Origin of the sequence: Dorea sp. YH-dor226, assembly GCF_039832105.1 — a bacterium.
GTDB lineage: Bacteria > Bacillota > Clostridia > Lachnospirales > Lachnospiraceae > Dorea_A.
Window position 1 is genome coordinate 35,895 of sequence record NZ_JBDOHS010000011.1, and the last position, 25,625, is coordinate 61,519.

Consider the following 25,625-nt stretch of genomic DNA (forward strand, 5'->3'; position numbering starts at 1 on the left):
GGCCTCTTTTGTAGCGGGATAGTATATCTTATGATATAATAAAGACGGAAAGGCAATAAACAGTGAATCACAAGGTGTATTCTTACAAAGGAGGAATTTATATGACAGAAGATCTGATAAAAGAAATAAAACATATTCAACAATGTCTGGTTAATAAAGAAACGGAAGGGGAAGAGTGGGAAGAGAAGATGAATGCCGTCCATAAGCTTGAGGAAGTGGCGGATTATCTGAAAGATGCGCTTGGAAAAGGCATCGAATTCTAAAAATATGGAATTCTAAAAAATAGACATACGAGGGGAGTTATACATAATGACAGAGGCTTTGATATTTGACATGGATGGTCTGCTCTTTGATTCGGAGCGGATTGTCCAGCGATCCTGGGAAGAGGCAGGCAATGAACTGGGAATTCCACATATGGGAGATCAGATCTACCATACGCTTGGGATGAACCGGGCCGGCAGATATGCATACTTTGCCAGAACAATCCGGAAAGACTTTCCATTTGAAGAGTTTGGAAGACTTGCAAGTGTCAGCTTTTACAGGATCGTGGAACGGGAAGGACTTCCGATGAAGCCGGGTGCAGGAGAACTGCTGGAATATGCAAAACAGCAGGGATACAAGATGGCTGTGGCAACATCGTCGAGCAGAGCATATGCACAGAAGAATCTGGAAGATGCAGGGATAGAATCGTATTTTGACGGAGCTGTATATGGAGATATGGTGCAGCATGCGAAGCCGGATCCGGAGATCTACCTGAGAGCAGCTGAATGCATCGGTGTAACACCAAAGTCCTGTATTGCGCTGGAAGATGCACCGGGAGGGATTCGATCGGCGCATGCAGCCGGAATGCTTCCGGTTATGATACCGGATCTGGTGGAGCCGACGGAGGAGATTCTTTCCCTCGTATATCGGAAATTTCATTCGCTGAGAGAGGTGATTCCTTTTCTGGAATCTTTATAACTGTATCTTAATAACTGTAACAGGACGGTGCAAAATCGGGATATACACATGATATCTCTGTTTTGCCACCGCCCTGTTTTTGTGTTGAAAGAGATTAGTGATCGTTGGCCTCCCATCTTCCGGATGCACCGCATGGAAGTACAAGTCCGGAATGTGTGACCGGAAGTCCGATCTCCTGGGAATCCACATGTCCGTTCCATTTCTTTAGCTCTGTTCCTAGCATGTAGGTAAGAACTGCCGGAGCAAGTCCGGTGGTATAGGAGTTTACCAGGAAGAAGAGAGGATCATCCGACAGAATCCGGGTACACAGCTTGATCAGAGGATGGATCGCATCTTCAATCTTCCAGATCTCACCCTTCGGACCACGTCCATAGGAAGGAGGGTCCATAATAATGGCATCGTAATGGTTGCCTCTTCGAATCTCACGTTCTACAAATTTTACACAGTCATCAACCAGCCAGCGGATCGGCTTGTCAGACAGTCCGGAAGAAGCGGCATTTTCTTTTGCCCAGTTCACCATACCTTTGGAAGCATCCACGTGTGTAACACTGGCTCCGGCAGCAGCAGCGGCCAGCGTTGCTCCTCCGGTATAGGCAAACAGATTCAGCACCTTGACCGGGCGTCCGGAACTTCGGATCTTTTCAGAGAACCAGTCCCAGTTTGCGGCCTGCTCCGGAAACAATCCGGTATGTTTGAAACTGAATGGCTTCAGGTTGAATGTCAGGTCTTTATAATGAATCTGCCACTGTTCCGGCAGATCGAAGAATTCCCATTCCCCGCCGCCTTTTTTACTTCTGTGGTAGTGACCGTTCATATGCTTCCAGCCGTGTTCCGTTTTAGGCGTGTCCCAGATGACCTGCGGATCCGGACGTACCAGAAGGTACTCTCCCCAACGTTCCAGTTTTTCACCCTTACTGCAATCTATTACTTCATAATCTTTCCATTGATCTGCAATCCACATACTCTATAATCCTCTCTTTATGGCAATATTGATATACAAATACATACTGCTGTATTAGAATTTCAATAGGATTATAGCATGGTGAAAAAGAAAAGAAAAGCCGGAATTACTGTACAGGGACAGTGTCTGCGGAATTGCCGGGGATATAGACTTTTAAATTAATAATTTCAGATAGCTATCATTGAAATGAGGAATCTAGACGTAGAAAAATGCTGAAATAATTTGGTTTTTCAGATAGAATTACCTGAAAGGGATTATCTATCTGCTGAAAATGGCTAAAACCAGGAGGAATATTCATCGAGAAAAGCTTAAAATCATAATTCTATTTGCTTTCGGCACTCTAAAATGGGGAAAAAGGATGGAAAAAAGCATCTGATTTTGGCGGAAAATAGAAATCTATCTGCAAATTCACTTTACAATTTTATTCTGAGGAAGGCTCTAAAAAAGAAAAAAATATGTAATAAATATGTAACGAAAGTTATGTTTTTCGGATATATGGGTACAAGGAGGTGAGAGAATGTTAGATATGGATTTCATATATAAGGAGCACGCAGAGTTTGTATATAAATATCTGTTGTCTCTGTGTCATGAAGAGGATACCGCGGAGGAACTGACCCAGGAAACATTCTGTCAGGCGGTTCAGTCTTCCTACCGGTATGACGGCAGCTGTAAGGTCTCCACCTGGCTGTGCCAGATCGCGAAGCACCACTGGTACAGAGAACTGGAGAGAAGAAAAAAGAAAGGAATGATTCCGATCCCGGAGGCCATGACATCCGGGGAGGCTGCGCTGGATGAGAAGCTGTGTCTCAGAGAAGAAAAGATGGAATTATTCCGAAAGGTGCACATTCTGGATGAAGTATCCAAGGAAATAGTATTTCTTCGGATTACAGGAGCATTCTCGTTCAAAGAGATCGGGGAATTGTTCGGAAAAAATGAGAACTGGGCGCGCGTAACATTCTACCGCGCAAAACAGAAAATTATGAAAGGGTGAAAAATATATGAAGTGTGAGATTATCAGGGATTTATTTCCGAGTTATATAGACGGACTGACAAGCAAAGAAAGTAACCAGGCAATCGAAGAACATCTGGAGGGCTGCAGAGAATGCAGGCGATATCTGGAAGAAATGCAAAGAGAGATTGCCTCTGAAGAACTGACTCAGGAGGAGAGAGAAAAAAGGCAGAAGGAAATCCAGCCTTTGAGAAAAGTACGAAAAGTGAATCTGCGAAAGATTGGTATTGCAGTTCTGATTACGGCGATTATCTGCTTTGTAGTGCCCGGTGTCTTTGCATTTTATTCAGAATATTCAGAACGGGGACAGACGGCAGATTATGATGATGTTAGAATCTCTTATGAAAAAACAGGTGGTGTGGTGACAATTGGATTCCATCCAGAGAGAGAAGATATCCATATTGATGTAGACATGGACCTGGATCTGAGTATTCAGGAAGATCAAAAAGAAAGTATCCGAATCATAAAGGCACTTGTAAGTCCGTTCAGTCGATCGACCCGTGAAGGCGGTTACTGGGGAATTACCTTTGTCGATGAAGATACCATTCTAAGTCCGAACGGAGGAGAAACCATTGATCTGAGCGGGGATGAAACACTGGAAATACAGTTTAACGACGTTACAAAGACAGTGACGATTAAAGATCTCTATACAGAAAAAGGCATGGAAGAATTAAAATAATAATATTAAGAAAATTTTGGAGAAAAGAGGAAGAAAAGGGCGATTGCAAAAGGTAGAGGTGCAATCGTCCTCTTTGACTTTTTACATTCTTTTAACATTCGTCGGATTTCAGATTTAACATTGCTCCTTTATGATAGCAACTGTGAAGAAAATAAAAAACAAAATCAAAGGAGAAGTTGATTATGAAATTGAAAAAGTTTATTGCAGTACTGGCAACCGTTGGTATGATCGCAGGTCTGGCAGCAGGATGCGGAAGCAGCTCTGAGGCTGAGACAGAGTCAGAAGGCGAGACACAGCAGACAGAGGAAGCTGCTGAATGGGATTCTTCCATGGATATCACAATTGTATCCAGAGAAGATGGTTCTGGAACAAGAGGAGCTTTCATCGAACTGTTTGGAATTGAAGAAAAAAATGATGCCGGTGAGAAGGTTGATATGACAACTGAAGAAGCACAGATTACAAACAGTACATCTGTTATGCTTACAACAGTAGCCGGTGATGACTATGCGATTGGTTATGTATCTCTCGGATCTCTGGATGACAGCGTAAAGGCACTGAAGATTGACGGAGCAGAAGCTACAGCTGAGAACATCAAGAGTGGTGATTACAAAGTATCAAGACCTTTCAATATTGCAACAAAAGAAGGACTTGACAACGAAGTAGCAAGTGATTTTATTGCATTTATCATGAGTGAAGAAGGACAGGCAGTCGTTGCAGACAACGGATATATCCCATTGGATGATGCTGCTCCGTATGAAGGATCTGCTCCGTCCGGAAAAGCAGTTGTTGGTGGATCTTCTTCTGTATCACCGGTTATGGAAAAGCTGATCGAAGCTTATAAGGAAGTGAATCCGAACGCTGAGATTGAACTGCAGACAACGGATTCTACGACAGGTATGACATCTACGATCGACGGAAGCTATGATATCGGTATGGCATCTCGTGAGCTGAAAGACGAGGAACTTGGCGGAGGACTTGTACCACAGGTAATTGCAACAGATGGTATCGCAGTCATCGTAAATAAAAACAATACACTGGATGAGTTGAGCAGTGATCAGGTAAAAGCAATCTACACTGGTGAAACTCTTACATGGGATGAGGTAATCGAATAAATGAAATCGAAAGCATGGACTGAAAAATTCATGCAGGGAGTGTTCTTCATTGCCGCCTGCGCTTCGGTGCTGGCGGTAGCTCTCATTTGTGTATTTTTATTCGCAAATGGGATTCCTGCAATGAAAGAAATTGGATTTGGTAAATTCCTGACAGGAGAGATCTGGAAACCGAATAATGATATCTATGGAATTCTTCCGATGATCGTCGGAAGTCTGTATGTAACGGCAGGAGCCATTGTATTTGGTGTTCCGATAGGTATTCTGACAGCGGTATTTATGGCGTTTTATTGTCCGAAGCGGATATATAAACCGCTGAAGACAGCTACGGAGCTTCTTTCAGGTATTCCTTCTGTTGTATACGGTTTCTTCGGACTGGTCGTTCTGGTTCCGATGATCAGAGAATTCGGACGCGGCTTAAAAGAGATGGGAATCCTGAAAAGCGCCGGTAATGGAAGCAGTATTCTTACAGCCTCGCTGCTACTTGGTATGATGATTCTTCCAACGATTATCGGACTGACGGAATCTTCGCTGCGTGCTGTTCCGGAGCAATATTATGAAGGTGCGGTTGCACTGGGAGCTACACATGAAAGAGCGATTTTTCGGGTAATTCTTCCGGCTGCAAAGTCCGGTGTGGTTGCAGCGATCGTGCTGGGTGTAGGACGTGCGATCGGTGAGACGATGGCAGTGATCATGGTTGCCGGAAACCAGGCAAGAATGCCGGCCGGTATCTTCAAAGGTGTCAGAACTCTGACTGCAAACATTGTAATTGAGATGGGATATGCGGCAGGGCTCCACAGAGAAGCATTGATCGCAACAGGTGTTGTACTGTTTGTATTTATTCTGATCATTAATTTCTGTGTGGCACTTTTAAACAGGAGGAACGATCATGAGTAGTAATACAGTTACATTTAAGCAAAAAATGAAATCATATAAAAGAACACCGGGATCCCTGATTGTAATGCTTCTGGTCATGCTGTCCGCAATCCTGACATTTACGGTACTGATCTTCCTGATCGCATATATATTGATTCATGGTGTCCCGTATCTGAAACCATCGTTGTTTTCCATGAATTATTCTTCTGAAAATGCATCTTTGATGCCGGCACTGATCAATACCATTATTATGACATTGTTATCCCTTCTGATTGCGGTGCCGCTTGGTATATTTTCTGCTATATTTCTGGTGGAATATGCGTCCCGCGGAAATAAATTTGTAGAGATCATACGATTGACGACAGAGACACTTCAGGGAATTCCATCGATCGTATATGGATTGTTCGGTATGTTATTCTTTGTGACGACCTGCGGATGGGGATTTTCACTGCTTGCGGGTGCATTTACCCTGTCGATTATGGTGCTGCCGCTGATCATGAGAAGTACGGAGGAAGCGCTGAAAGCCGTGCCGGATTCTTACAGAGAAGGAAGCTTTGGACTGGGGGCGGGAAAACTGCGTACGGTCTTTCGTATCGTACTTCCATCTGCGATTCCGGGAATCCTGGCAGGTGTAATTCTGGCGATCGGAAGAATTGTCGGAGAGACAGCCGCTCTCATCTATACTGCGGGAACGGTTGCGGACTTCCCGAAGAGCGTAATGAGTTCAGGAAGAACACTTGCTGTTCATATGTATAATCTGGCAAGCGAAGGCCTGTATATGGATCAGGCTTATGCCACTGCGGTCATTCTGCTTGTTGTGGTTGTCGGGATTAATACATTATCCAGCGTACTGGCAAAGAAGTTAACGAAAGCATAGAGAGGAAGAAGCATGAGTAAAATAAGCATAAAAAATATGGAGCTGTATTACAGTGATTTCCATGCATTGAAAAATGTCAATCTTGAGATTGAAGCAAATAAGATCACAGCTTTTATCGGTCCGTCCGGGTGTGGAAAATCCACATTGCTGAAATCGATCAATCGTATGAACGATCTGGTAGAAGGCTGCCGTATTGAAGGAGAGCTTTTGCTGGATGGCGAAGATATATATAAAGATATCGATGTGAACCTGTTGAGAAAGAGAGTGGGAATGGTATTCCAGAAACCGAATCCATTTCCGATGAGCATCTATGATAATATCGCATATGGTCCGAGAACACATGGAATCCATTCGAAGGCAAAACTGGATGATATTGTGGAAAAGTCACTGCGGGATGCGGCGATCTGGGATGAGTGTAAAGACCGTCTGAAGTCAAGCGCACTTGGAATGTCCGGAGGACAGCAGCAGAGACTGTGCATAGCAAGAGCACTTGCAGTTCAGCCTGAGGTGTTGCTGATGGATGAACCGACATCGGCACTGGATCCAATCTCCACTTCTAAGATTGAAGACCTTGCGATGGAATTAAAAAAAGATTATACTATCGTTATGGTAACGCATAATATGCAGCAGGCGGTGCGTGTATCCGATAATACAGCCTTCTTCCTGTTGGGCGAAGTTGTAGAGTATAACGATACAGAAAAATTATTCTCGATACCGGCAGATAAGAGAACAGAAGATTATATTACAGGGAGGTTTGGTTAGGATATGCGTAATAGATTTGATATGCAGCTTGAGACGCTTAACAGGCAGCTCATTCATATGGGTGAATTGTGTGAGATCGCAATCAACAGAGCGACAAAGGCACTGGAAAAGGGAAGCATGGAAGAGGCGAGAGAGGTAAGAGAAGCAGATGAAGAGATCGACCAGATGGAAAAGGATATTGAGCGTCTGTGTCTGAAGCTCCTTCTCCAGCAGCAGCCGGTTGCAAGAGATCTGCGTCAGATCTCCGCAGCACTTAAGATGATCACCGACATGGAACGTATCGGAGATCAGGCCGCAGATATTGCGGAGATCATTATCTCCGAAAATAAGTCGGAAGCAATGGATATTCCGATGATCGTAAAGATGTCTGAGGCGGCAGGCAAGATGGTCAGAGACAGTGTGACTGCATATGTGGAAAAAGATCTGGAATTATCCAGACGAGTCATGAATGCAGATGATGAGGTGGATGAAATGTTTGAGGAGAACAAAAACCATCTGATTCATTTTATTGCTGATCAGAAGGGAGATCAGGGTCGGGAGGCAATCGATCTGATCATGGTGGCAAAATACCTGGAGCGTATCGGAGATCATGCAACGAACATCGCTGAATGGGTGGAATTCTCAATCACAGGCATTCATAAAGAAAGTAAAGTATAAGGGACAGAACCGGTCAGACCGGGCAGGTGGAGATCCTGAACATGTAAGGAGACAGAGAGAATGATATTTTGTGTGGAAGATGACAGTAATATACGTGAACTGGTAGTGTACACCCTGGAAAGTACAGGATTCAAAGCCCGTGGATATGAGGATGGCAGTTCCTTCTTAAAAGCTCTGGCGCTGGAAACGCCGGAGCTTATTCTGCTTGATATCATGCTTCCGGGGGAAGACGGAATGGAACTTCTTAAAAAACTGAAGGCTTCTCCCAAGACCAGGGATATTCCGGTCATTATGGTTACGGCAAAAGGAGCGGAATACGACAAGGTAAAAGGGCTTGATTCCGGTGCGGATGACTATGTGACAAAACCATTTGGCATGATGGAGCTTGTTTCCAGGATCAAGGCGGTTCTCAGAAGAAGCAGTTCCTTAAGTGCACGCAATGAAGATACAATTGTATTGGACGATATCGAGATCAATACCAAGAAGCATGAAGTGACGGCCGGAGGAGAAGTGGTCAATCTGACTTTGAAGGAATATGAGCTTCTGAAGCGGCTGATGAAGAATTCGAACATCGTGTTGACAAGAGATCAGCTTCTGGAGGATATCTGGGGGTATGATTTTGACGGAGAGACCAGAACTGTGGATGTGCATGTCCGGACGCTCCGGCAGAAGCTTGGAAAATCCGGAGAACGCATAGAGACCGTCCGCGGCGTCGGATATCGTATGAGTGAATAAGAAGCAGACAAAAAGCTGAGAGAGAAGAATGCAGGCGGGAGTGCAGTATGAGAAAAAAGATTCAACAGAGTATGATTCTGGTGATTACGACAACATTGCTGATTGCATATGCAATCACCACGTTTGTTGTATACAGGCAGACAATCAGCATCATAGAAGATGAGATTCGTCAGGAAGCAGACTATATCTGTGCGGCGATCGATATCTCCGGTGAAGCCTATCTGGATCAGATGGATGCGGTCAGAAAAAATACCCGTGTTACACTGATTGATCCGCAGGGCAATGTAAGATATGATTCCAAAGAGGATGAGGTGACCCTTCAGAATCATAAAGACCGACCGGAGATCCAGATGGCGATCGAACATGGAAGCGGGCAGGATATCCGGGAGTCTGATACGCTGAACCAGGAGATGTTCTACTATGCTGTTCGTCTGAAAGACGGAGATATTCTCAGAGTATCAAGGACGGTGGATACAGCATTTCGAACAGCGATCCGCGTGCTTCCCATCATGGGGCTTATAGCGGTGGTCATGCTTGTGTTTGCGTGGGTCCTGGCAAGATGGCAGGTGACGAGACTGATTCGTCCGATCAATCAGCTGGATCTGGAGCATCCGCTGGACAATGAGATATATGAAGAACTGACTCCGCTGCTTCAGAGGATTGACAGACAGAACAAAGAAAAAGATGCAGTTGCCAATATGAGAAAAGAATTTTCAGCCAATGTTTCTCATGAATTGAAGACACCGCTTACCTCCATCTCCGGATATGCAGAGATTATGAAGGATGGACTTGTGAAGCCGGAGGATATGAAGCTCTTCTCAGAACGCATATATAATGAAGCAAGGCGGCTGATTACTCTGGTAGAAGATATCATTAAGCTCTCGAAGCTGGATGAGGGAGATATAGAGATTGCGAAAGAAGAAGTGGACCTCTATCAGCTTACCAGAGAGATCTGCAGTCGGCTGGCACCTCAGGCGTCGCAGAAAAAAGTGCATATCGAGGTAACAGGAGAAGCGGTATCCTGTATGGGAATTCGACATATTCTGGATGAGATGATCTATAATATCTGTGAAAATGCAATTAAATATAATAAGGAAGGCGGATCTCTCAGCGTGTGGGTCGGTAATACCCTGCAGGGGAAGAAAGTGATCGTCACAGATACGGGAATCGGGATTCCGGAAGACCAGAAGGAGCGGATCTTTGAGCGGTTTTACCGTGTGGATAAGAGCCATTCGAAAGAAACCGGAGGCACAGGACTTGGCCTTTCTATTGTAAAACATGGAGCGATGATCCACGATGCCAGAATTAAGGTGGAGAGTAAGGTTGGAAAAGGGACGAAGATGGAACTTATCTTTTCTTTGCCTGAGAAATCCTCAATATAGAAAATGATAATAAATATATGTGGTATATAGGCCCTATCAATTGGACGATTGACAGGGCCTATACTATAATAAAAATTACTATACTAAGGTATGCTTTTTAATTGCAGAGGAGGAGAAAAATGAAAAAAATGAGAAGAAAGCGAAGCATGATTGCTGCGATACTGGCTGCAGTGATGGTGGTAAGCGGCATGGCAGGCATGGGGATGACTGCCAGGGCAGACACCTGCGGCGGACTTGAGCCGGAGGATGTCTATGCGCCTTCGGAAGAGGAAGTCATTAAAGACCCGATTCTTCACTGGGCGATTCGTGCAGCCATGAATTCAATTCAGGGAAATATCAAATTGACAGCCGATGTGGTTGGTGATAAGTCTGTTAAAAATATTTCCTATGAGTTATGTGCACATCCGGAGGATTTTGAAACGGAAGCGTGGGAAGGAAAGCAGTTCTGGATCGAAAGTCTGGAAGGAATTCAGTACGCAAAGTCTGCGACCATGGTTGATATTGCATACACTTCTGCGGTAGAAGGAAAGAGTCTGGCAGATCTGTCTCCTCTTTCGGAACTGACACAGCTTCAGGAGCTGATTCTGAAGCAGAATGGGATCAATAATATATCGGCATTAAGTACGCTTACGAATCTGACATTGCTGGATCTGTCAGTTAATCGAGAGATTACAGATATTTCTTCAGTAAAGGACATGAAGAAATTGAAGAGAATGAATGTGTCCTACAATAAGATTACAAGTGTGGATGCCATCGCAGAGCTGGAGAATCTGGAATATGTTGATATTTCTCAGAATCAGATCGCTTCATTGCCGGATGTGAGTAAGCTGAAAAAGGTGTATTTTCTGGATGCTTCTCATAATAAGCTGACAGATGTATCGGCGATTGCAGGTATGACGGAACTCCAGGAACTGAATCTGGCAGGAAACAGTGAGATTACAGATATCACTCCGCTCGCCGGACTGTTAAAACTTGACAAAGACAAGACGGTGCTTCCGGATGAGTCGAAAAAAGAGGATCTCTTTGCGGCCATCGAGGTTAATAAACTGTTCAGCCTGTTTAATATCAGTAAAATGCAGACTTCTGATCTTACCAATGTGCAGAATGCACTGGATGCTTACGATGCACTGAGTACAGAACAGAAGACCTATATTGATGAAAACCGTGTGGAAGCAGCACGCTCTAACAAGCAGAAAGTGGAGAATGGCGGAGAACCTGAGTATTATCCGGAATACGATATTGACGGAGAGAGACAGCCGATATGGAACCGATTGGAAATCAAGGTGGTAGATAAGAAAGGTGTTCCGATCGCAGATGCTGAATTTACCAAGACATCTCGCAATGCATTTTCTGAGACCAGCAAAACCGTAAAAACAGATTCCTTTGGACAGCTGACTCTGACACATACTGCAACGGATGCAATGTATGACGAGATCGAGATCGCTCCGGCAGGAGATATCTATGTTGCAGAACCGGCAGCTATTACCTATTCAGTAAACTGGGGGAATACTACAGCGACTGTGAACGGGAATCTCGCAACGGGTCTGGAGGATCTGAAGTTTGTTCTGATTCCAAAGGATGAATATGTGGATAAATCCGGACTGCAGGAATTACTTGAAAGCGCAGAACAGATAACGGAAGCATACAAGTATACGGACAGCAGCTATCAGAATCTTGAAGAAGCAGTGAACCGGGCAAGAGTAGTATATGAAGATGCAGATGCGTCAAAAGAAGATGTGGAAGCAGCCATCTCAGGATTGAACGAAGCGATGTCCGGACTGGAAAAAACAGATATTCTGACGGAATTAAAATTAATTGTAAAAGACGAAAATGGCAATCTCTTTACCCGTCCGTTCAAGTTCCAGATCCGGGTGCCGGAAACCGGAGCAGAAGCATGGAATCAGTTGTCTGATCCGTATACGGGAATTGCTTATCTTCAGGCTTCTCCGGGCTGGGAAGATGGAAAGACATGGGAAGTTCTGGCATGTCATGAAGAACCCTATGATGTGGAACCTTTCCTTGTGACAATCGGGGTAAAGGATGGAAAAAGATATTACAAGACAGTGGATGGATCTCCGGTTGATGTTGATTATGAAAAAGTAGTAACGGTAAAACTGAGAGCAGACGGTGCGCCGGACAAAACGAATGAGAGAAAACCGGACAGCACAGTGCTGGAAGAATATATAGAAGCTGCAAAACAGTATAAAAGCGGAAGCTATACACCGGGCAGCTACAGTGCACTGATAACTGCCGTTTCCGATGCGGAAAATATTGTTGCAGACGACAATGCGACACAGAATGACTATAATGCAGCTGCTGCGGCAATCAAACAGGCAGAAGCAGGACTTACAAAGCTTGCAAACAAATCTGAATTACAGAAAGAAGTCAACATGCAGTACAGTTATTCACAGGAGTATTATACTGCAGAAAGCTGGGCAGAATATCAGAGCAGACTGGCAGAAGCAGAAGCGATCCTGGAGGACGGCAATGCGACACAACAGGAGGTTGATGAGGCATGTGCAGCGCTGCTTCAGGCAAGAAACAGACTTGTGGTGAAAGTCAATAAAAGTGTATTAGAGAGTAAGCTTACGGAAGCAAGAGCATTGAATGCGGATGATTATCAGAGCGGGTTCGAAGAACTCCAGCAGGTGATCGCAGAAGCACAGGCTGTGTATGATGATGAAGCAGCTACACAGAATCAGGTTGATGTACAGGTAGAGGCGATTGAGAATGCAATCAGCGCACTGGTGAAGAAACCGGCAGAAGTAGATTACTCATGTCAGGCAGGTCGTTTCCGTGCTAAGATCGTAGACGGAGAAGGTAATCCGGTATCCGGAGTTGCATTTAAGGCATGGATCGGTGAGACTGTGGATGAAGAAATGCCGCTTACATCTGATGCAAACGGAGTCATTACATATTATGTATATGGACCGTTGCAGTATGATTACACAACGTATATCCGACTGGCCGACAGTAGATATACGACGGAAGATGAGCACTGTTTTACGGTAACAAACAGCAGTTATATGGCAAGTATTGCGACGGTAGATGATCAGCCGTTCGTTGATGGCATCAAACTGACATATGTAATACATCCTGCCGGCGGAGGATCAGAACCAGAGGCTGTCGATAAGAAGGAACTGGATGATCAGATATTCTTTGCATCTTCATATGAAGGAAAAGCAGATGATTATACGGCAGAGTCTTATGAAGCATTTTCAAATGCCCTTGCGGAAGCCAGACGTGTATATCATGATGAGAATGCAACGCAGGAACAGGTGAATGAAGCAGCAAACAATCTGAAGGCAGCAAGAGAAGGATTGATAGAAATTGAAAAACCGGCATTGTGTGATAAGTATACGATTCGGATTCAGGTTGTAGATTCGGATGGAAATAAGTTGACGGACCGAATTCCATTTACCGTTGCACTGGATGGATATAAGCGTACACAGTACAGTTATAACGGCGTGATTGAATATGCAATGAGTACAGCGGACTATGGTACACAGAAGATTACAGTTGCACCGCAGGATGAAACGATAATCATTGGTGAAAAGGAATACACAGCTGATCCTGCATGGCATGAGTTTGCCGTTCAGTCTACCAGTTCAGATGTAATTATTGTGGAAATAGACGGAGAGGCATTAAGCGGTACAAAAGAGGTTCGGTTTGTTCTGAAAGAAATCGAAGAGGAACCAGATCCAGAACCGGAAGACAACAATTGGGTGCAGGGTGCCGGAGGATGGTGGTATCGGAATCCGGATGGAAGTTATCCATACAGCTGCTGGAAAAAAATTGATGGAAACTGGTATTATTTCAATGCAAAAGGCTATCGTGTGACTGGATGGAAGAGTATCAGGAATGTCTGGTATTATTTTGATCCTGCAACAGGAATTATGTGTGCAGATCAGTGGATCACAGACACCTATTATGTGAAGAGCAACGGAGCAATGGCGACCGGCTGGCTGAAGCTGGATGAAGGATGGTATTACCTGAACAGCAGTGGTGCAAGAGTAACCGGCTGGGTAAAATCAAAAAATATCTGGTATTATATGGATCCGGCAACGGGAATCATGTGCACAGATCAGTGGATCGAAGATACTTATTATGTAAAAGGCAGTGGAGCAATGGCAACCGGCTGGCTGGAGCTTGGCGGAAACTGGTATTATCTGAAGAGCAGTGGAGCGAAACTGACCGGATGGGTTCAGTCCAGGAATATCTGGTACTATATGGATCCGGCAACGGGAATCATGTGCATAGATCAGTGGATCGGAGATACCTATTACGTAAAGAACAGCGGAGCAATGGCAACCGGCTGGCTTCTGATCGGAGATAATTATTATTACTTTGGAACAAATGGAAAGAAAGTAGTCAGTCAGTGGGTTGGCAATTACTATCTGGGAGCGGACGGAGTCATGGCAAGAGATCAGTGGATCGGACCTTACTATGTAGATGCAAATGGAAAGTGGGATCCGTCAAAAGCAGCTGAAACGATAGAAGAATAAGATGAAACGAAGGCGTGAATGTAAATTTGCGCCTTCGTTTTGGTTATAATGAATGAAATTAAAAAAAATAATAATAAAAAACAATAAATTATATTCAAAAAATCCTTCACAAATTTATTGGCTTATAGTAATATTACATAATATAGAGCATAATTGCTTAACGGAATCTAAACGATAGTAATCTGGAGTGAAAGATTCTGAACAACTATAATTATTAAAGGAGGAAGAAAATGAAGAAAAAAATGAACAGACATCTGATGACTTCTTTGCTTGCAGTGCTTCTGGTGTTTTCTCTCTGCATTTCACCAATCAGCAGAGCTGTTGTACATGCAGAAGGCGATACAGATGTAGTATCTGTTGAAGATGCAGATGCGAAGGAGACGGAAGATGTCGCAGGAGAAGATACTCCTGTAATTGTACCGGAAACCCCGGATGCTTCTGAAGTTTTAGAAAGTGATGGTGCAGAAGAAACAACAGCTTCGGAAGAAGTCGATGAAGAAGGGATTATGACTGCTTCAGTGGAGGACGACATCACTGACTGGAAACTCGTGTATGGTGACAAAGCTCTGGCTGATAAAGATGCGTTGGTTCTCTTGATTTTCGGGGATGGATTTACGGCTGACCAGCAGGATAAGTTCTTTGAAGAGGCAGAAAAGACTGCAAATTATGTTATGGAAACATCTCCGTGGGATGAGTATAAAGATTCTGTAAAGTTTTATGCAGTTGGAACTGCTTCGAATGAATCAGGCGCCCGTGCTGATAATGCACAGACACAAGAGGCAGCCGATGCAGATACACGTGACACTTATTTTGGCACAACTTTCTGGTCAGGCGGTATGCAGCGTCTGGTTACGGTTGGGGATGAAGGAATGAAGAAGCTGGATGCATTGAAGGCAGTTACAGTTCCGGAAGCTGACTATAGTGTTATCATTGTCAATTCCACAACTTACGGTGGAAGTGGCGGAAAGGTCTGCTTAGCATCTTTGAATTCAGAAGCATTGGAGATGATGCTTCATGAATTGGGACATACCATTCCGGATCTTGCGGATGAGTATTTTTCCGCAGGATATGAGGGTGAGTATGCCAATATGACAGCGGAATCCGACCCTGCAAAAGTTCCATGGGCTAAGTTTGTTGGGAAAAATGGTGTAGGAGTATATGAATATGATGAAGGTGGCTATGGCTGGTATCGTCCATCTCAAAACTGTAAGATGCGTTATCTTGGTAAGCAGTTTGCATTCTGTGAAGTGTGTAAGGAAGAACTTCGTAAAGCGTTTTCTGCAAAGTCCAATGTAACAAAACTTTTCTTCCAGCCATATGCAACAGAATTCTGCGAAGGCGGAGAAACAGACATTAAAAATTACTTTATTCTTCGTAAAGCAGGCAATACAGTAGAAGGTGAAGCTCTGAGTGCGGATTTGCAGATTACATATTATGATGCAAGCGGAAATGAACTGGAAAGTGCGCCTGTAAAGAAAGGAAATTATACATTTAAAGCTGAATTTGCAGGAAACGATACTTTTGAAAAATGTTCTCTGAGTGGAGCATATACCATTGAGCCACCATATAATATCTCCATTGATGTCGCTACAAAGGTATATGACGGAGAGCCTGCAGACGTGAACTACACGGTAGATCTGCCGGAAGGGTCTTATGACGTATCAATAAAATATACAGGTACTATGCCGTATACAAAGAAAGTTACAAATGAGTATGAGAGCGAAGATGCTCCTGCAAAACCTGGAAGCTACAATGTGGAAATTCTGGCATATGATAAGAGTAACCCGACAGAGGTTGTGGGAAAAGGAAAGGCTTCTTTCGATATCAATTATAAGTTGACCACACTGGTAAATCATGATGATGCATCAACCTATCCGGGTGCGGCAGTATATTACAATAATAAGACAATTGTAATTACAGGTGAAGGATTTACTGCAGATGAGCAGGACAAATTTGAAGAACTGGCTCAAAAATATATGGAGCATATCCAGAATACAGAACCATTCAAAGAAACACAGATTTATTTTAACTTCTCATCAATCGAAGCAGAATCCGATGAGTCCGGTATCGGTACGGAAGCAAAAGATACTTATTTTGGGTTGACGTATGATGAAAATGGCAAGATTGTTCCGGCAGAGACTTCTTATGACGCAGCTCACTATCTGGCTTATTATGGCGTGTTATCACGTTACAAATCTGCTATTGTTATTGTCAATGATGAAAATGTAAAAGAGGGTACCGCAGATGGAAGAGTAATCTATGGTGGAACGGATGAAGACAGCATGGATTATGTTACGAGAGAGCTTCTTAATTATATGACCGGACATGAGGTGGGTTATGAAGCTTCTACAGAAGAGGAGATCGCTGCACAGCATGATGAACTTATGAGCGCACTGTACTTTACATGGTATGGTACTGACTATGCAGTTGTTGTAAGTGATGCATATAGACATGAATTTGTTGCAAATGGATCACCGATTGAATTGGATGATTACTTCCAGACATATATTCTGGGCAAAGAAGTACCGAAATCTGAAATGGAAGGAAAATATGTCCTGACCTATTATGATAGTGAAGGAAATGAGTTGGATGGCGCTCCATCTGAACCGGGCAACTATTATGTGCTGGGAGAATTAATTCCTTCTCCGGATGAAGTATTTGGTATTACAATGAATGACGTGACTTATCACGTTCCGCGTGCAAGAGGTTACTCTCCATATACCATTTTAGCAGCAGGATCATCTTCCGAGGATCCGGGAAAAGGAGATTCGGGAAATGGTGATTCTGGTAATGCAGGCGGTTCTGATAATGGAAGCACCGGTGGAACGACCGATAACAATTCAGGTTCTTCGAATACAGCATCTGATGTAAATGCCAAGGGCGCAGCAAAGACCGGAGATACAGCTCCGATCGCACTGTATCTCATTCTCCTTGCAGGAGCTGTGGTTGCGGGTGGATCTGTAATTGTAAAGAGACGTAGAAGATAAAGCAGAATCATTGGAAATCTAAAAGCAAATTTCCCGGGAGGACAGCAAAAAGCTGTTTCCCGGGAAATTTTTTTCTATGACATATTCTGAGAAGATGGCTGTATCGGATAGTCGGTATCCTCAAAGCAGATATGTTCAATGCTTTTTTTCATTACCTCTATGAATTCTCTGGTACTTCTGGACAGAGTGATCTGCTTGGGAAGTGCGATGGCAAGAGACCATACACCTCCGAGGGAAGCAGACAGAGGATAGCTTATCAGATCATTCTGTTCGGAATAAAGATGCAGATAAGAGGTCGGAAGAAAGGAGATGCCGGTTTCCGCAAGTACAAGGCGGCGGATGGTTTCCATATTCTTGGATGAACAGCATGCAGTGGGATTGAAGGGGGTTCCGGTGATCGCATAGACGTTTCGGAAGATTCTCTGGATCACATTGCGAAGAGGCTGACGTTTAGCTGCCAATACAAAAGGAATATCCGACAATTCCAGAAGATCAGCGGCCTCCAGCGGCCTGTCTTCCGGAAGTGCAAGAAGATCCTTCCATCTGCGGGGAATGACCAGGAAGAAAGGTTCTTCATAATAGGCATAATAGGAGATCGTATCATCTGTTGTCTGATTGACTTTTCGGGCGCTTTTTTCATTTCTTGTATGCAGAATGCAAAAATCTACCTGCTTTTCTTTTAACATATGTTTTAATTTCCGGGACTGATCCTCCAGAATGCGAAGCTTGATTCCGGGAAAGCGATTCAGAAAAGCCGGGGCAATGAGAGGAATCAGGTTACTGCTGAGGCTGGTTGGGATTCCGATCTTTATGGTTCCCTGCCTCAGATCCTGGAATTCTTTCAGATCCTGTCGGATCATTTGAAATAAAGTGTCCAGCTTCTGGGCATAGTCCAACAGAGTTTTCCCCATCACAGTCGGTTGCAGCCGGTTTCGGCAGATTTCAAAAACAGGAATAGAATAGGAAGATTCCAGAGTATTCAGCATCTGACTGAGCGCAGGCTGGCTGACGAAAAGTTCTTCCGCTGCGCGTGAAAGATTGCGGTATTTTTGAATCAGCAGAAGACATTGGACTTCCCGCTCTGACCAGTTGTGATAAATGTTTTGCGTTGATAAAGACAGAAAAGACTGCTCCATTTTCTTTGTTAATTCTTCAAATGTATGCGCATATTCCAAGACAAGTTTTCCCTCAGGCGTGGGAAGCAGATAGTTTCTGGAATGCTGAAAAAGAGTACATTGCAGCTCAGTCTCAAGGCTCTTCAGAGTTCTTCCGACCGTGGACGGGCTTTTTTGCAGGACGCCTGCGGCTTCTTTGAGTGTAGTGCATGTCTCCAGAATGATCAGTAATTCTAATTGATTTCGTTTCATGGATACCTCCCGATGAGATTGTGAAAAAAGTGTTCTATTTATAAAGATAGTGTATCACGTATTGCCCGGAAAATGAAGAAAATCCATGCGCAATTATTCAAATATTTTTATCATAATTGCGTTTTACTTATAATACGTGTTGCGTTTTAAATATTAGACAGTGCTCATATGGAAATCTATAATTAGAAAAGGATGAGTTGTCCGAAAGAAAGATTTTTATAAGGAGTGTAAAAATGGTAGTAAAAGTGGGTATTAACGGGTTTGGACGAATTGCCAGAGTGATCATGCGGATTCTGGAGGAGAGGGATACAGATATTGAAGTATGCGGTATCAATCTTCGAAATGCAGATGTGAAGCGCATGGCTTATCAGATGGAGTATGATTCTGTATTTGGACGTTTTCGCGGGAAAGTCAGAGCAGAGAAGGATTGTCTGGTAGTGAACGGAAAACATATCAAGGTCTTTTCTGAATCAGATCCGTCACAGATCGACTGGGCTTCCTGCGGAGCAGAATATATTATTGAGTCAACAGGTGTATTTCGCACACTGGAGGACTGCCGGAAGCATCTGAACGGAGGTGCCAAAAAAGTAATCCTGACGGCACCGGGAAAAGATGAAGATTTTCCGACGTTTGTCATGGGTGTCAATCATAAGATGTATGATCCGGGTATGACGGTGGTATCCAATGCGTCCTGTACGACCAATTGCCTGGCACCTTTAACAAAGGTAATCAATGATGTATTTGGAATTGAGCGGGCTCTGATGTCAACGATCCACTCTTCGACTTCCAAGCAGAAGCCGGTGGATTCCAATGGAGGACGTGACTGGAGAACCGGACGTTCTGTATTTAATAATATTATTCCGTCAACAACGGGAGCTGCTAAAGCAGTTGGACTTGTGCTTCCGGAGATGAAAGGAAAGATGACGGGAATCAGTTTCCGTGTTCCGTCCAATGATGTGTCTGTGATTGATGTGACGATGCAGCTCAGCAGACCGACGACGTATGCGCAGATCTGTGAAGCTGTGGAAGATGCCAGTATGACGACAATGAAGGGTATCATTGAATACAATGATGACGAGATCGTATCCGGTGATATCAGAGCGAACTACAATACCTGTGTATTTGATGTGAAAGCGGGACTGATGCTGGATGAAACATTTGTCAAACTGATCGCATGGTATGATAACGAGTGGGGATATTCCAATCAGTGTATCAGCCTGGTTCAGTATATTGCGAGACAGGATGAAAAAGCGATTCATGCGGCTACGCCATCAGAGCCGGATGTAACGATCGAATAAGAAGACAGATACGGCGAGAACCCGTTAACCTTATGGCTAACGGGTTCTCGTTGTTGTTATAGTTATCTAAAGGAATGAGAGTAAAGTGTCGCACCGGTTTGTAACCGGTGCCTACTTTATGAGGGGGGAGATAGTTGAATGTGTCTTTCAACTATCTGTTTCACATTATAAGAGGAAAATATGTCCAAAGTATGTTGATTCTCTTAAAGAAATCGAAAAAATCTTAAGAACTGATTAAATCATGTTGCGATGTGAGAGATAAGAAATGGTAGCATTTCTTGTGTAGAACGTATATAATTGGATAAGATTATAATAGATTCTGACTGATAAGGATCGATATAAACAGATGGAGGGAGTAGCCGCAGATGAAAAAAGAGAAGGGACATATCATAAAAACGGTATATCCGGGTTCGATTGCGGAAGAACTGGAGATTGAACCGGGAGATGTTCTTCTTGCGATTAATGATAAAGAAATAGAAGATGTATTTGATTATCGTTATCTGATGAAGGATGAGTATGTGGAGATTCTGATTCGCAAGCAGGATGGCGGGGAATGGCTTCTGGAGATCGACAAGGACTATGATGAAGAGCTGGGGGTAGAATTTGAAAATGGTCTGATGAGCGAATATCGCTCCTGCAGCAATCAATGCATTTTCTGCTTCATTGATCAGATGCCGCCGGGCATGCGTGAGACATTATACTTTAAAGATGATGATTCCAGACTGTCATTTCTTCAGGGTAACTATATTACATTGACGAATATGAAGCAGAAAGATATAGACAGAATCATCCATATGCAGCTTGCACCGATCAATATCTCCGTACAGACGACGAATCCGGAGCTTCGCTGTAAGATGCTGCACAACCGGTTCGCAGGAGAAAAACTGAAGTTTCTCAATGATCTGTATGAAGCACATATTGAGATGAATGGCCAGATCGTATTGTGTAAAGGTGTGAATGACGGAGAAGAACTGGATCGCTCTATCCGGGATCTGTCGCGGTATCTTCCGTTCATGCGAAGTGTATCGGTAGTGCCGGCCGGACTGACCAAATACAGAGAGGGCCTGTATCCGCTTGCACTTTTTACGAAAGAGGATGCAGAAAAGGTCATTGATCAGATCGAGGGATATCAGCAGAGATTCTATGAAGAATATGGTCTTCATTTTATCCACGCCAGTGACGAGTGGTATATTCTGGCGGAAAGAGAATTTCCGGAGGAAGAGCGCTATGACGGGTATATTCAGCTGGAGAACGGTGTCGGGATGATGCGGCTTTTGTATTCAGAAGTACAGGATGAGATGGAACGGATTCTTCAGATGGAAGAATATCCTGTATGGAGAGAGAAGATAAAACGTACGCTGACAATTGCTACCGGCAAACTGGCTTACCCAACGATCCGGAAGTTTGCAGAAATGATGATGGAAGTATTTCCGGGACTTCATATCCACGTGTTTGCAATACGCAATGACTTTTTTGGAGAGACGGTTACAGTATCCGGTCTGATCACGGGTCAGGATCTGGAATGCCAGCTGAAGGAGCGGCAGGAAAACGGAACTGATCTTGGAGATACGCTGTTAATTACCTGTAATATGCTTCGAAGCGGTGAAGAGGTATTTCTGGATGATATGACGGTGCAGCAGCTGGAAGAAGCGCTGCATCTGCAGCTGGTTGCCGTAGAAAATGAGGGGAAAGAACTGATTCGTGCGGTTCTGTCTCCGGAATACAAGATGAACCGCACGAATGATGAAGACCGCTTTGTCTATGTGCAGGGATATGAAAAAGAAGACATGTAAGTGTTGGATGTCCGTGTGTCATCGGGCAGTTATGCAGGATTTACATGAATCATGATGTGCTTGGTATTGGGGAATTTCTGTTCTACCTTGTCGTGAACCCGTTCCGCGATATCATGCGCATCTTTTAATGTCATATCGCCGTCTACGGCAATCTCGGTATCAATGTAGATCTTGTTGCCGAACATCCTGGTGCGCAGAAGATCGAGACGTATCACGCCTTCCTGCTTCCGGATGTATTCCGAAAGTTCCTGCTCATATTCTTCACTGCAGGAGGTATCGAGCATTTTATCAAGCGCATCCTTCAGAATGTCATATGCAACCTTCAGGATGAAGCAGCAGATGATCACACTGGCGATCGGGTCCAGTACCGGGAAACCAAGCATTGCACCGCCGATACCGATGAGAGAACCGATGGAGGAAAAGGCATCGGATCTGTGATGCCATGCATCGGCCATAAATGCGGCAGAATCCAGTATTTTGGCATAATGACGTGTGTACCAGAACATCGCTTCTTTTACCAGGATAGAAACGACTGCCGCGACAAGAGCGATCGTCTCGGGAGAGGTCAGTTCGCTATAGTTGCCGGCGGTGATTTTCTTCATGCCGGTAAAACCGATCCCAAGCCCGGTGACCAGTAAGATTACACCCAGGATGATGGAAGCAACACATTCCATCCGTTCATGTCCGTATGGATGATTCTTGTCGGCTTTCCGCTGAGACATCTTTACGCCGAGAAAGGCAATAAAAGTTGCAAATACGTCCGACATAGAATGAATGGCGTCGGATACCATGGCACCGGAATGTCCGAGAATTCCGGCAAATAACTTAAATGTAGTCAGTAAAATATTTCCGAAAATGCCAACCGTCGATATCTGGTTGATAATCTTTGATTCATTGATATTCTTTGAATGATCTGTCATAAGAGGATCCTCCCATAGTTATTATTACTGTTTAAAAGAGTATAAAAAAACATCTGTGGAACGTGTTATGTACTGTCCCACAGATGCTGTTTATCATCTGCTGCCGTGTGTAGTCCGGCCCGGCTTCACAGACGGAAAATAGTCTGACGCCTGATCAGTTTGTACTGTAAATCCCGCATCCTTTTGGATGTATTCAGTGCAAAGAGATTTCTATATATCATATACAATCAGTTCTTTTTTGTCAACAAAAAAATGAAGATCTGATTAGAGTATGGATAAATTTTATTCATTATCCGCAAAATATAGAGGTCGTCTGTAAATGTATTTACAACTAACATAAGAATAAAGTATAATTTACTAAAAACGCAGTTCTTATTATATTTTTAAAATAACTTTATTTGATATGAGAGAGTCAGGAGGAGTTTTGATGAATGCGAAATTATTAATGAAAGAGGTTCAGGATTATGAACAGGATCTGATTAAAAAAAGACACTATCTGCATCGTCATGCAGAGACAGGCTTTGATCTGAAAGAGACAAAGGCGTATGTAAAAGCAGAATTGACAGCCATGGGGTATGAACCGCAGGATTGTGGAAAAGCGGGCGTGATCGTTACTGCCGGCGGGAAAAAGCCTGGAAAAGTATTTCTGATCAGAGGAGATATGGATGCGCTTCAGATGAAAGAACAGGCAGATGTGGATTTTGTATCAGAGACGGACAATATGCATGCCTGCGGACATGATATGCACACAACGATGATGCTTGGTGCAGCGCAGATTCTGAAAAAACATGAGGATGAGATTGAAGGTACGGTAAAATTAATGTTCCAGCCTGCAGAGGAGAGCTTTGAGGGGGCACATGACATGATCGAAGCGGGTGTTCTGAAGAATCCGGATGTAGATGCCGCTCTGATGATCCATGTTATGGCAGGGGTTCCGTTCGAGGCAGGATCCGTAATTGTCAGTGACGGAGGAGTCAGTGCGCCGGGCGCAGATTACTACGAGATACGAATTCAGGGCAAGGGATGCCATGGATCCATGCCGAATAACGGAGTGGATCCGATCACCGTGGCAGCGCATATTATAACGGCTTTACAGGAGATCCACGCAAGAGAACTGGCGCTGGTAGATGAGGCGGTTTTGACGATTGGAACCATTCATGCGGGACAGGCTGCGAATGCCATTCCGGATACGGTGACTATGGGGGGAACGATTCGCACCTATGATGAAGAAGTACGTGCATTTATTAAGAAGAGAATTATAGAGATATCTACCGGAATTGCGGCAAGTTTCCGGGCAGAGGCGGAAGTGATCTATGGAAAAGGATGCCCGGTTCTGAAGAACGATGAGGATTTGTCTGCTTGTATGGCAGGTTATCTGAGAGAACTGCTAGGACCGACGAAAGCATTTACACAGGCACAGTTGCTTGCGCTGTCAGGAGAGGGAAAGGCACCGAAATCCGCAGGATCTGAAGATTTCGCATATGTGAGCCAGGAAGTTCCGTCCATTATGCTTGCACTTGCGGCAGGGCAACCTGATCAGGGATATGTATATCCACAGCATCATCCGATGGTAAAATTCGATGATTCTGTGCTTGCGTCGGGAAGTGCTGTTTATGCTTATACAGCTGTGAGATGGCTGGAAGAACACAAATAACCCAAGATTCAAATGAACCTGTTATGATAGAAGCAGGAACGAGAAGAGTCAGGAGGCAATAGTATGAACTATGAAGGACAGATCTGTCGGGCGCCGATGGAGCGCTCGGCCTTCATGCTTCCGGTGATGGTCGGATGTTCTTACAATCAATGTAAGTTTTGCAATCTGTTCCGCCATCTGAAGTATCGGGAGCTTCCCATGGAACAGATTGAAGAGGAACTGCGGCGTGTCAGGGATCTTTCGGGCAGTCCCAAAAAGATCTTTCTGGGAGACGGCAACGCATTTGGGATGAAGACAGAACATCTGTTGGAGATACTGCAGATGATAGAACGGTATTTTCCAGAGTGTCAGTGTGTAAATATGGATGCGACCGTAACCTCCATACTGAAAAAGACGGATGCGGAACTACAGGCACTTCATGAGCATGGAGTGCAGCATCTGTATCTTGGAATCGAAAGCGGACTGGATGATGTGCTTACTTTTATGAATAAGGGAAATGATTTGGCTCAGGCAGAAAAGGCAATCGGCAGGCTGCATGAGAACGGGATGGTCTATGATGCCCATATCATGACGGGAGTTGCAGGCAGAGGGCGCGGAGTGGAGAATGCAAAGGCGCTTGCAGAATTCCTGAACCGGACGCATCCTTGTAATGTTGTGAATTTTTCGATGTTCCTTCATAAGGAAGTACCGTTGTATCAGGATATTCTGAAGGGAAATTATCTCCCGTCCGATGAACTGGATAATCTGAAGGAAGAACGGGTGCTTCTGGAGCTTCTGGGCGACCAGGCAGCTGAAGGTGCGACGGGGATCCGGTATGAGGGATTTCATGATTATATTCAGTTCCGTGTGCGCGGAGAACTGCCAAAAGACAGGGAGCGGATGCTGGAAAAACTGGACCGCATGATTCTGGAGTATCCCAAAGAGCGAACGGAATATTCCTATGTTGAGGGAGAGTGTCCCTGCCTGGAAAAGTGCGGGGATGGAAAAGAAATATGGAATATGCAGGATGTAATTCCATAGAAGTTATTGACAAAGAATTCTGATTAGACTATACTAACCTTGGAGTTGAGAAGAATTATCAACAAAGAATGGTT

The 25,625-nt window shown here is 44.1% G+C and carries 20 protein-coding genes and 1 riboswitch; of the genes, 17 read left to right on the forward strand and 3 right to left on the reverse strand.

The window, feature by feature from the left end:
• Positions 1-101 precede the first annotated feature (101 nt).
• Together ABE547_RS10475 and ABE547_RS10480 are read left to right on the forward strand one after the other, a co-directional pair.
• Complete coding sequence (locus tag ABE547_RS10475) at positions 102-263, forward strand: hypothetical protein (RefSeq protein ID WP_347378730.1); 162 nt, start codon at positions 102-104, stop codon at positions 261-263.
• Between the two features lie 46 nt (positions 264-309).
• Positions 310-960, forward strand: a complete 651-nt coding sequence (locus ABE547_RS10480; RefSeq protein WP_347378731.1) for an HAD family phosphatase — start codon at positions 310-312, stop codon at positions 958-960.
• Between the two features lie 94 nt (positions 961-1,054).
• Here the strand turns inward: ABE547_RS10480 and ABE547_RS10485 are convergent, their stop codons facing one another.
• Entirely contained in the window at positions 1,055-1,921 is an 867-nt protein-coding gene (locus ABE547_RS10485) for a class I SAM-dependent methyltransferase (protein ID WP_347378732.1), read from the reverse strand.
• A gap of 517 nt (positions 1,922-2,438) precedes the next feature.
• Between ABE547_RS10485 and ABE547_RS10490 the strand changes: the two genes are divergently transcribed.
• The 11 genes from ABE547_RS10490 to ABE547_RS10540 all read left to right on the forward strand — a co-directional run bounded on the left by ABE547_RS10490 (position 2,439) and on the right by ABE547_RS10540 (position 17,499).
• Entirely contained in the window at positions 2,439-2,912 is a 474-nt protein-coding gene (locus tag ABE547_RS10490; protein WP_347378733.1) for a sigma-70 family RNA polymerase sigma factor, read from the forward strand.
• A gap of 7 nt (positions 2,913-2,919) precedes the next feature.
• Positions 2,920-3,609 (forward strand): zf-HC2 domain-containing protein, encoded by a 690-nt coding sequence (locus tag ABE547_RS10495; RefSeq protein WP_347378734.1) that lies wholly within the window; start codon positions 2,920-2,922, stop codon positions 3,607-3,609.
• Positions 3,610-3,791: 182 nt separating this feature from the next.
• A complete protein-coding gene (locus tag ABE547_RS10500) occupies positions 3,792-4,721 on the forward strand; it encodes a substrate-binding domain-containing protein (protein ID WP_347378735.1) in 930 nt (309 codons plus the stop codon).
• Complete coding sequence (gene pstC / locus ABE547_RS10505; protein ID WP_347378736.1) at positions 4,722-5,615, forward strand: phosphate ABC transporter permease subunit PstC; 894 nt, start codon at positions 4,722-4,724, stop codon at positions 5,613-5,615.
• The gene (gene pstA / locus ABE547_RS10510; protein WP_347378737.1) at positions 5,608-6,471 is read left to right on the forward strand and encodes a phosphate ABC transporter permease PstA; all 864 of its coding nucleotides are present in this window, start codon (positions 5,608-5,610) and stop codon (positions 6,469-6,471) included. Before pstC ends, pstA begins: the two co-directional genes overlap by 8 nt.
• A gap of 12 nt (positions 6,472-6,483) precedes the next feature.
• A complete protein-coding gene (pstB, locus tag ABE547_RS10515; protein WP_235248582.1) occupies positions 6,484-7,233 on the forward strand; it encodes a phosphate ABC transporter ATP-binding protein PstB in 750 nt (249 codons plus the stop codon).
• Between the two features lie 3 nt (positions 7,234-7,236).
• Positions 7,237-7,890 carry a phosphate signaling complex protein PhoU gene (gene phoU / locus ABE547_RS10520; protein WP_347378738.1) on the forward strand — a complete coding sequence of 218 codons (654 nt, stop codon included), beginning with the start codon at positions 7,237-7,239 and terminating at the stop codon, positions 7,888-7,890.
• Between the two features lie 60 nt (positions 7,891-7,950).
• Complete coding sequence (locus ABE547_RS10525; RefSeq protein WP_347378739.1) at positions 7,951-8,625, forward strand: response regulator transcription factor; 675 nt, start codon at positions 7,951-7,953, stop codon at positions 8,623-8,625.
• A 47-nt stretch (positions 8,626-8,672) separates the two neighbouring features.
• A complete protein-coding gene (locus ABE547_RS10530) occupies positions 8,673-10,007 on the forward strand; it encodes an ATP-binding protein (RefSeq protein WP_347378740.1) in 1,335 nt (444 codons plus the stop codon).
• Positions 10,008-10,126: 119 nt separating this feature from the next.
• Positions 10,127-14,512, forward strand: coding sequence for a leucine-rich repeat domain-containing protein (locus ABE547_RS10535; protein ID WP_347378741.1), 4,386 nt, complete (start codon positions 10,127-10,129; stop codon positions 14,510-14,512).
• 230 nt (positions 14,513-14,742) lie between these two features.
• On the forward strand, positions 14,743-17,499 hold the full coding sequence (locus tag ABE547_RS10540) for a M64 family metallopeptidase (RefSeq protein WP_347378742.1): 2,757 nt from the start codon (positions 14,743-14,745) through the stop codon (positions 17,497-17,499).
• A 74-nt stretch (positions 17,500-17,573) separates the two neighbouring features.
• Here ABE547_RS10540 and ABE547_RS10545 read toward each other — a convergent pair whose 3' ends face one another.
• On the reverse strand, positions 17,574-18,866 hold the full coding sequence (locus tag ABE547_RS10545) for a LysR substrate-binding domain-containing protein (protein WP_347378743.1): 1,293 nt from the start codon (positions 18,864-18,866) through the stop codon (positions 17,574-17,576).
• A 233-nt stretch (positions 18,867-19,099) separates the two neighbouring features.
• On the opposite strand from ABE547_RS10545, the gene gap reads away from it, so the two are divergent.
• Both gap and ABE547_RS10555 read left to right on the forward strand, forming a co-directional pair.
• Positions 19,100-20,164, forward strand: coding sequence for a type I glyceraldehyde-3-phosphate dehydrogenase (gap, locus tag ABE547_RS10550; protein ID WP_347378744.1), 1,065 nt, complete (start codon positions 19,100-19,102; stop codon positions 20,162-20,164).
• A 365-nt stretch (positions 20,165-20,529) separates the two neighbouring features.
• Positions 20,530-21,957 carry a DUF512 domain-containing protein gene (locus ABE547_RS10555; protein WP_347378745.1) on the forward strand — a complete coding sequence of 476 codons (1,428 nt, stop codon included), beginning with the start codon at positions 20,530-20,532 and terminating at the stop codon, positions 21,955-21,957.
• 29 nt (positions 21,958-21,986) lie between these two features.
• On the opposite strand, the gene ABE547_RS10560 is transcribed toward ABE547_RS10555, so the two are convergent.
• Positions 21,987-22,877 (reverse strand): cation diffusion facilitator family transporter, encoded by an 891-nt coding sequence (locus tag ABE547_RS10560; protein WP_347378746.1) that lies wholly within the window; start codon positions 22,875-22,877, stop codon positions 21,987-21,989.
• A gap of 70 nt (positions 22,878-22,947) precedes the next feature.
• A riboswitch (NiCo riboswitch) is annotated at positions 22,948-23,045 on the reverse strand.
• 259 nt (positions 23,046-23,304) lie between these two features.
• Here ABE547_RS10560 and ABE547_RS10565 point away from each other — a divergent pair.
• Complete coding sequence (locus ABE547_RS10565) at positions 23,305-24,531, forward strand: M20 family metallopeptidase (RefSeq protein WP_347378747.1); 1,227 nt, start codon at positions 23,305-23,307, stop codon at positions 24,529-24,531.
• 63 nt (positions 24,532-24,594) lie between these two features.
• Positions 24,595-25,551 (forward strand): radical SAM protein, encoded by a 957-nt coding sequence (locus tag ABE547_RS10570; protein ID WP_347378748.1) that lies wholly within the window; start codon positions 24,595-24,597, stop codon positions 25,549-25,551.
• Positions 25,552-25,625: the final 74 nt, after the last annotated feature.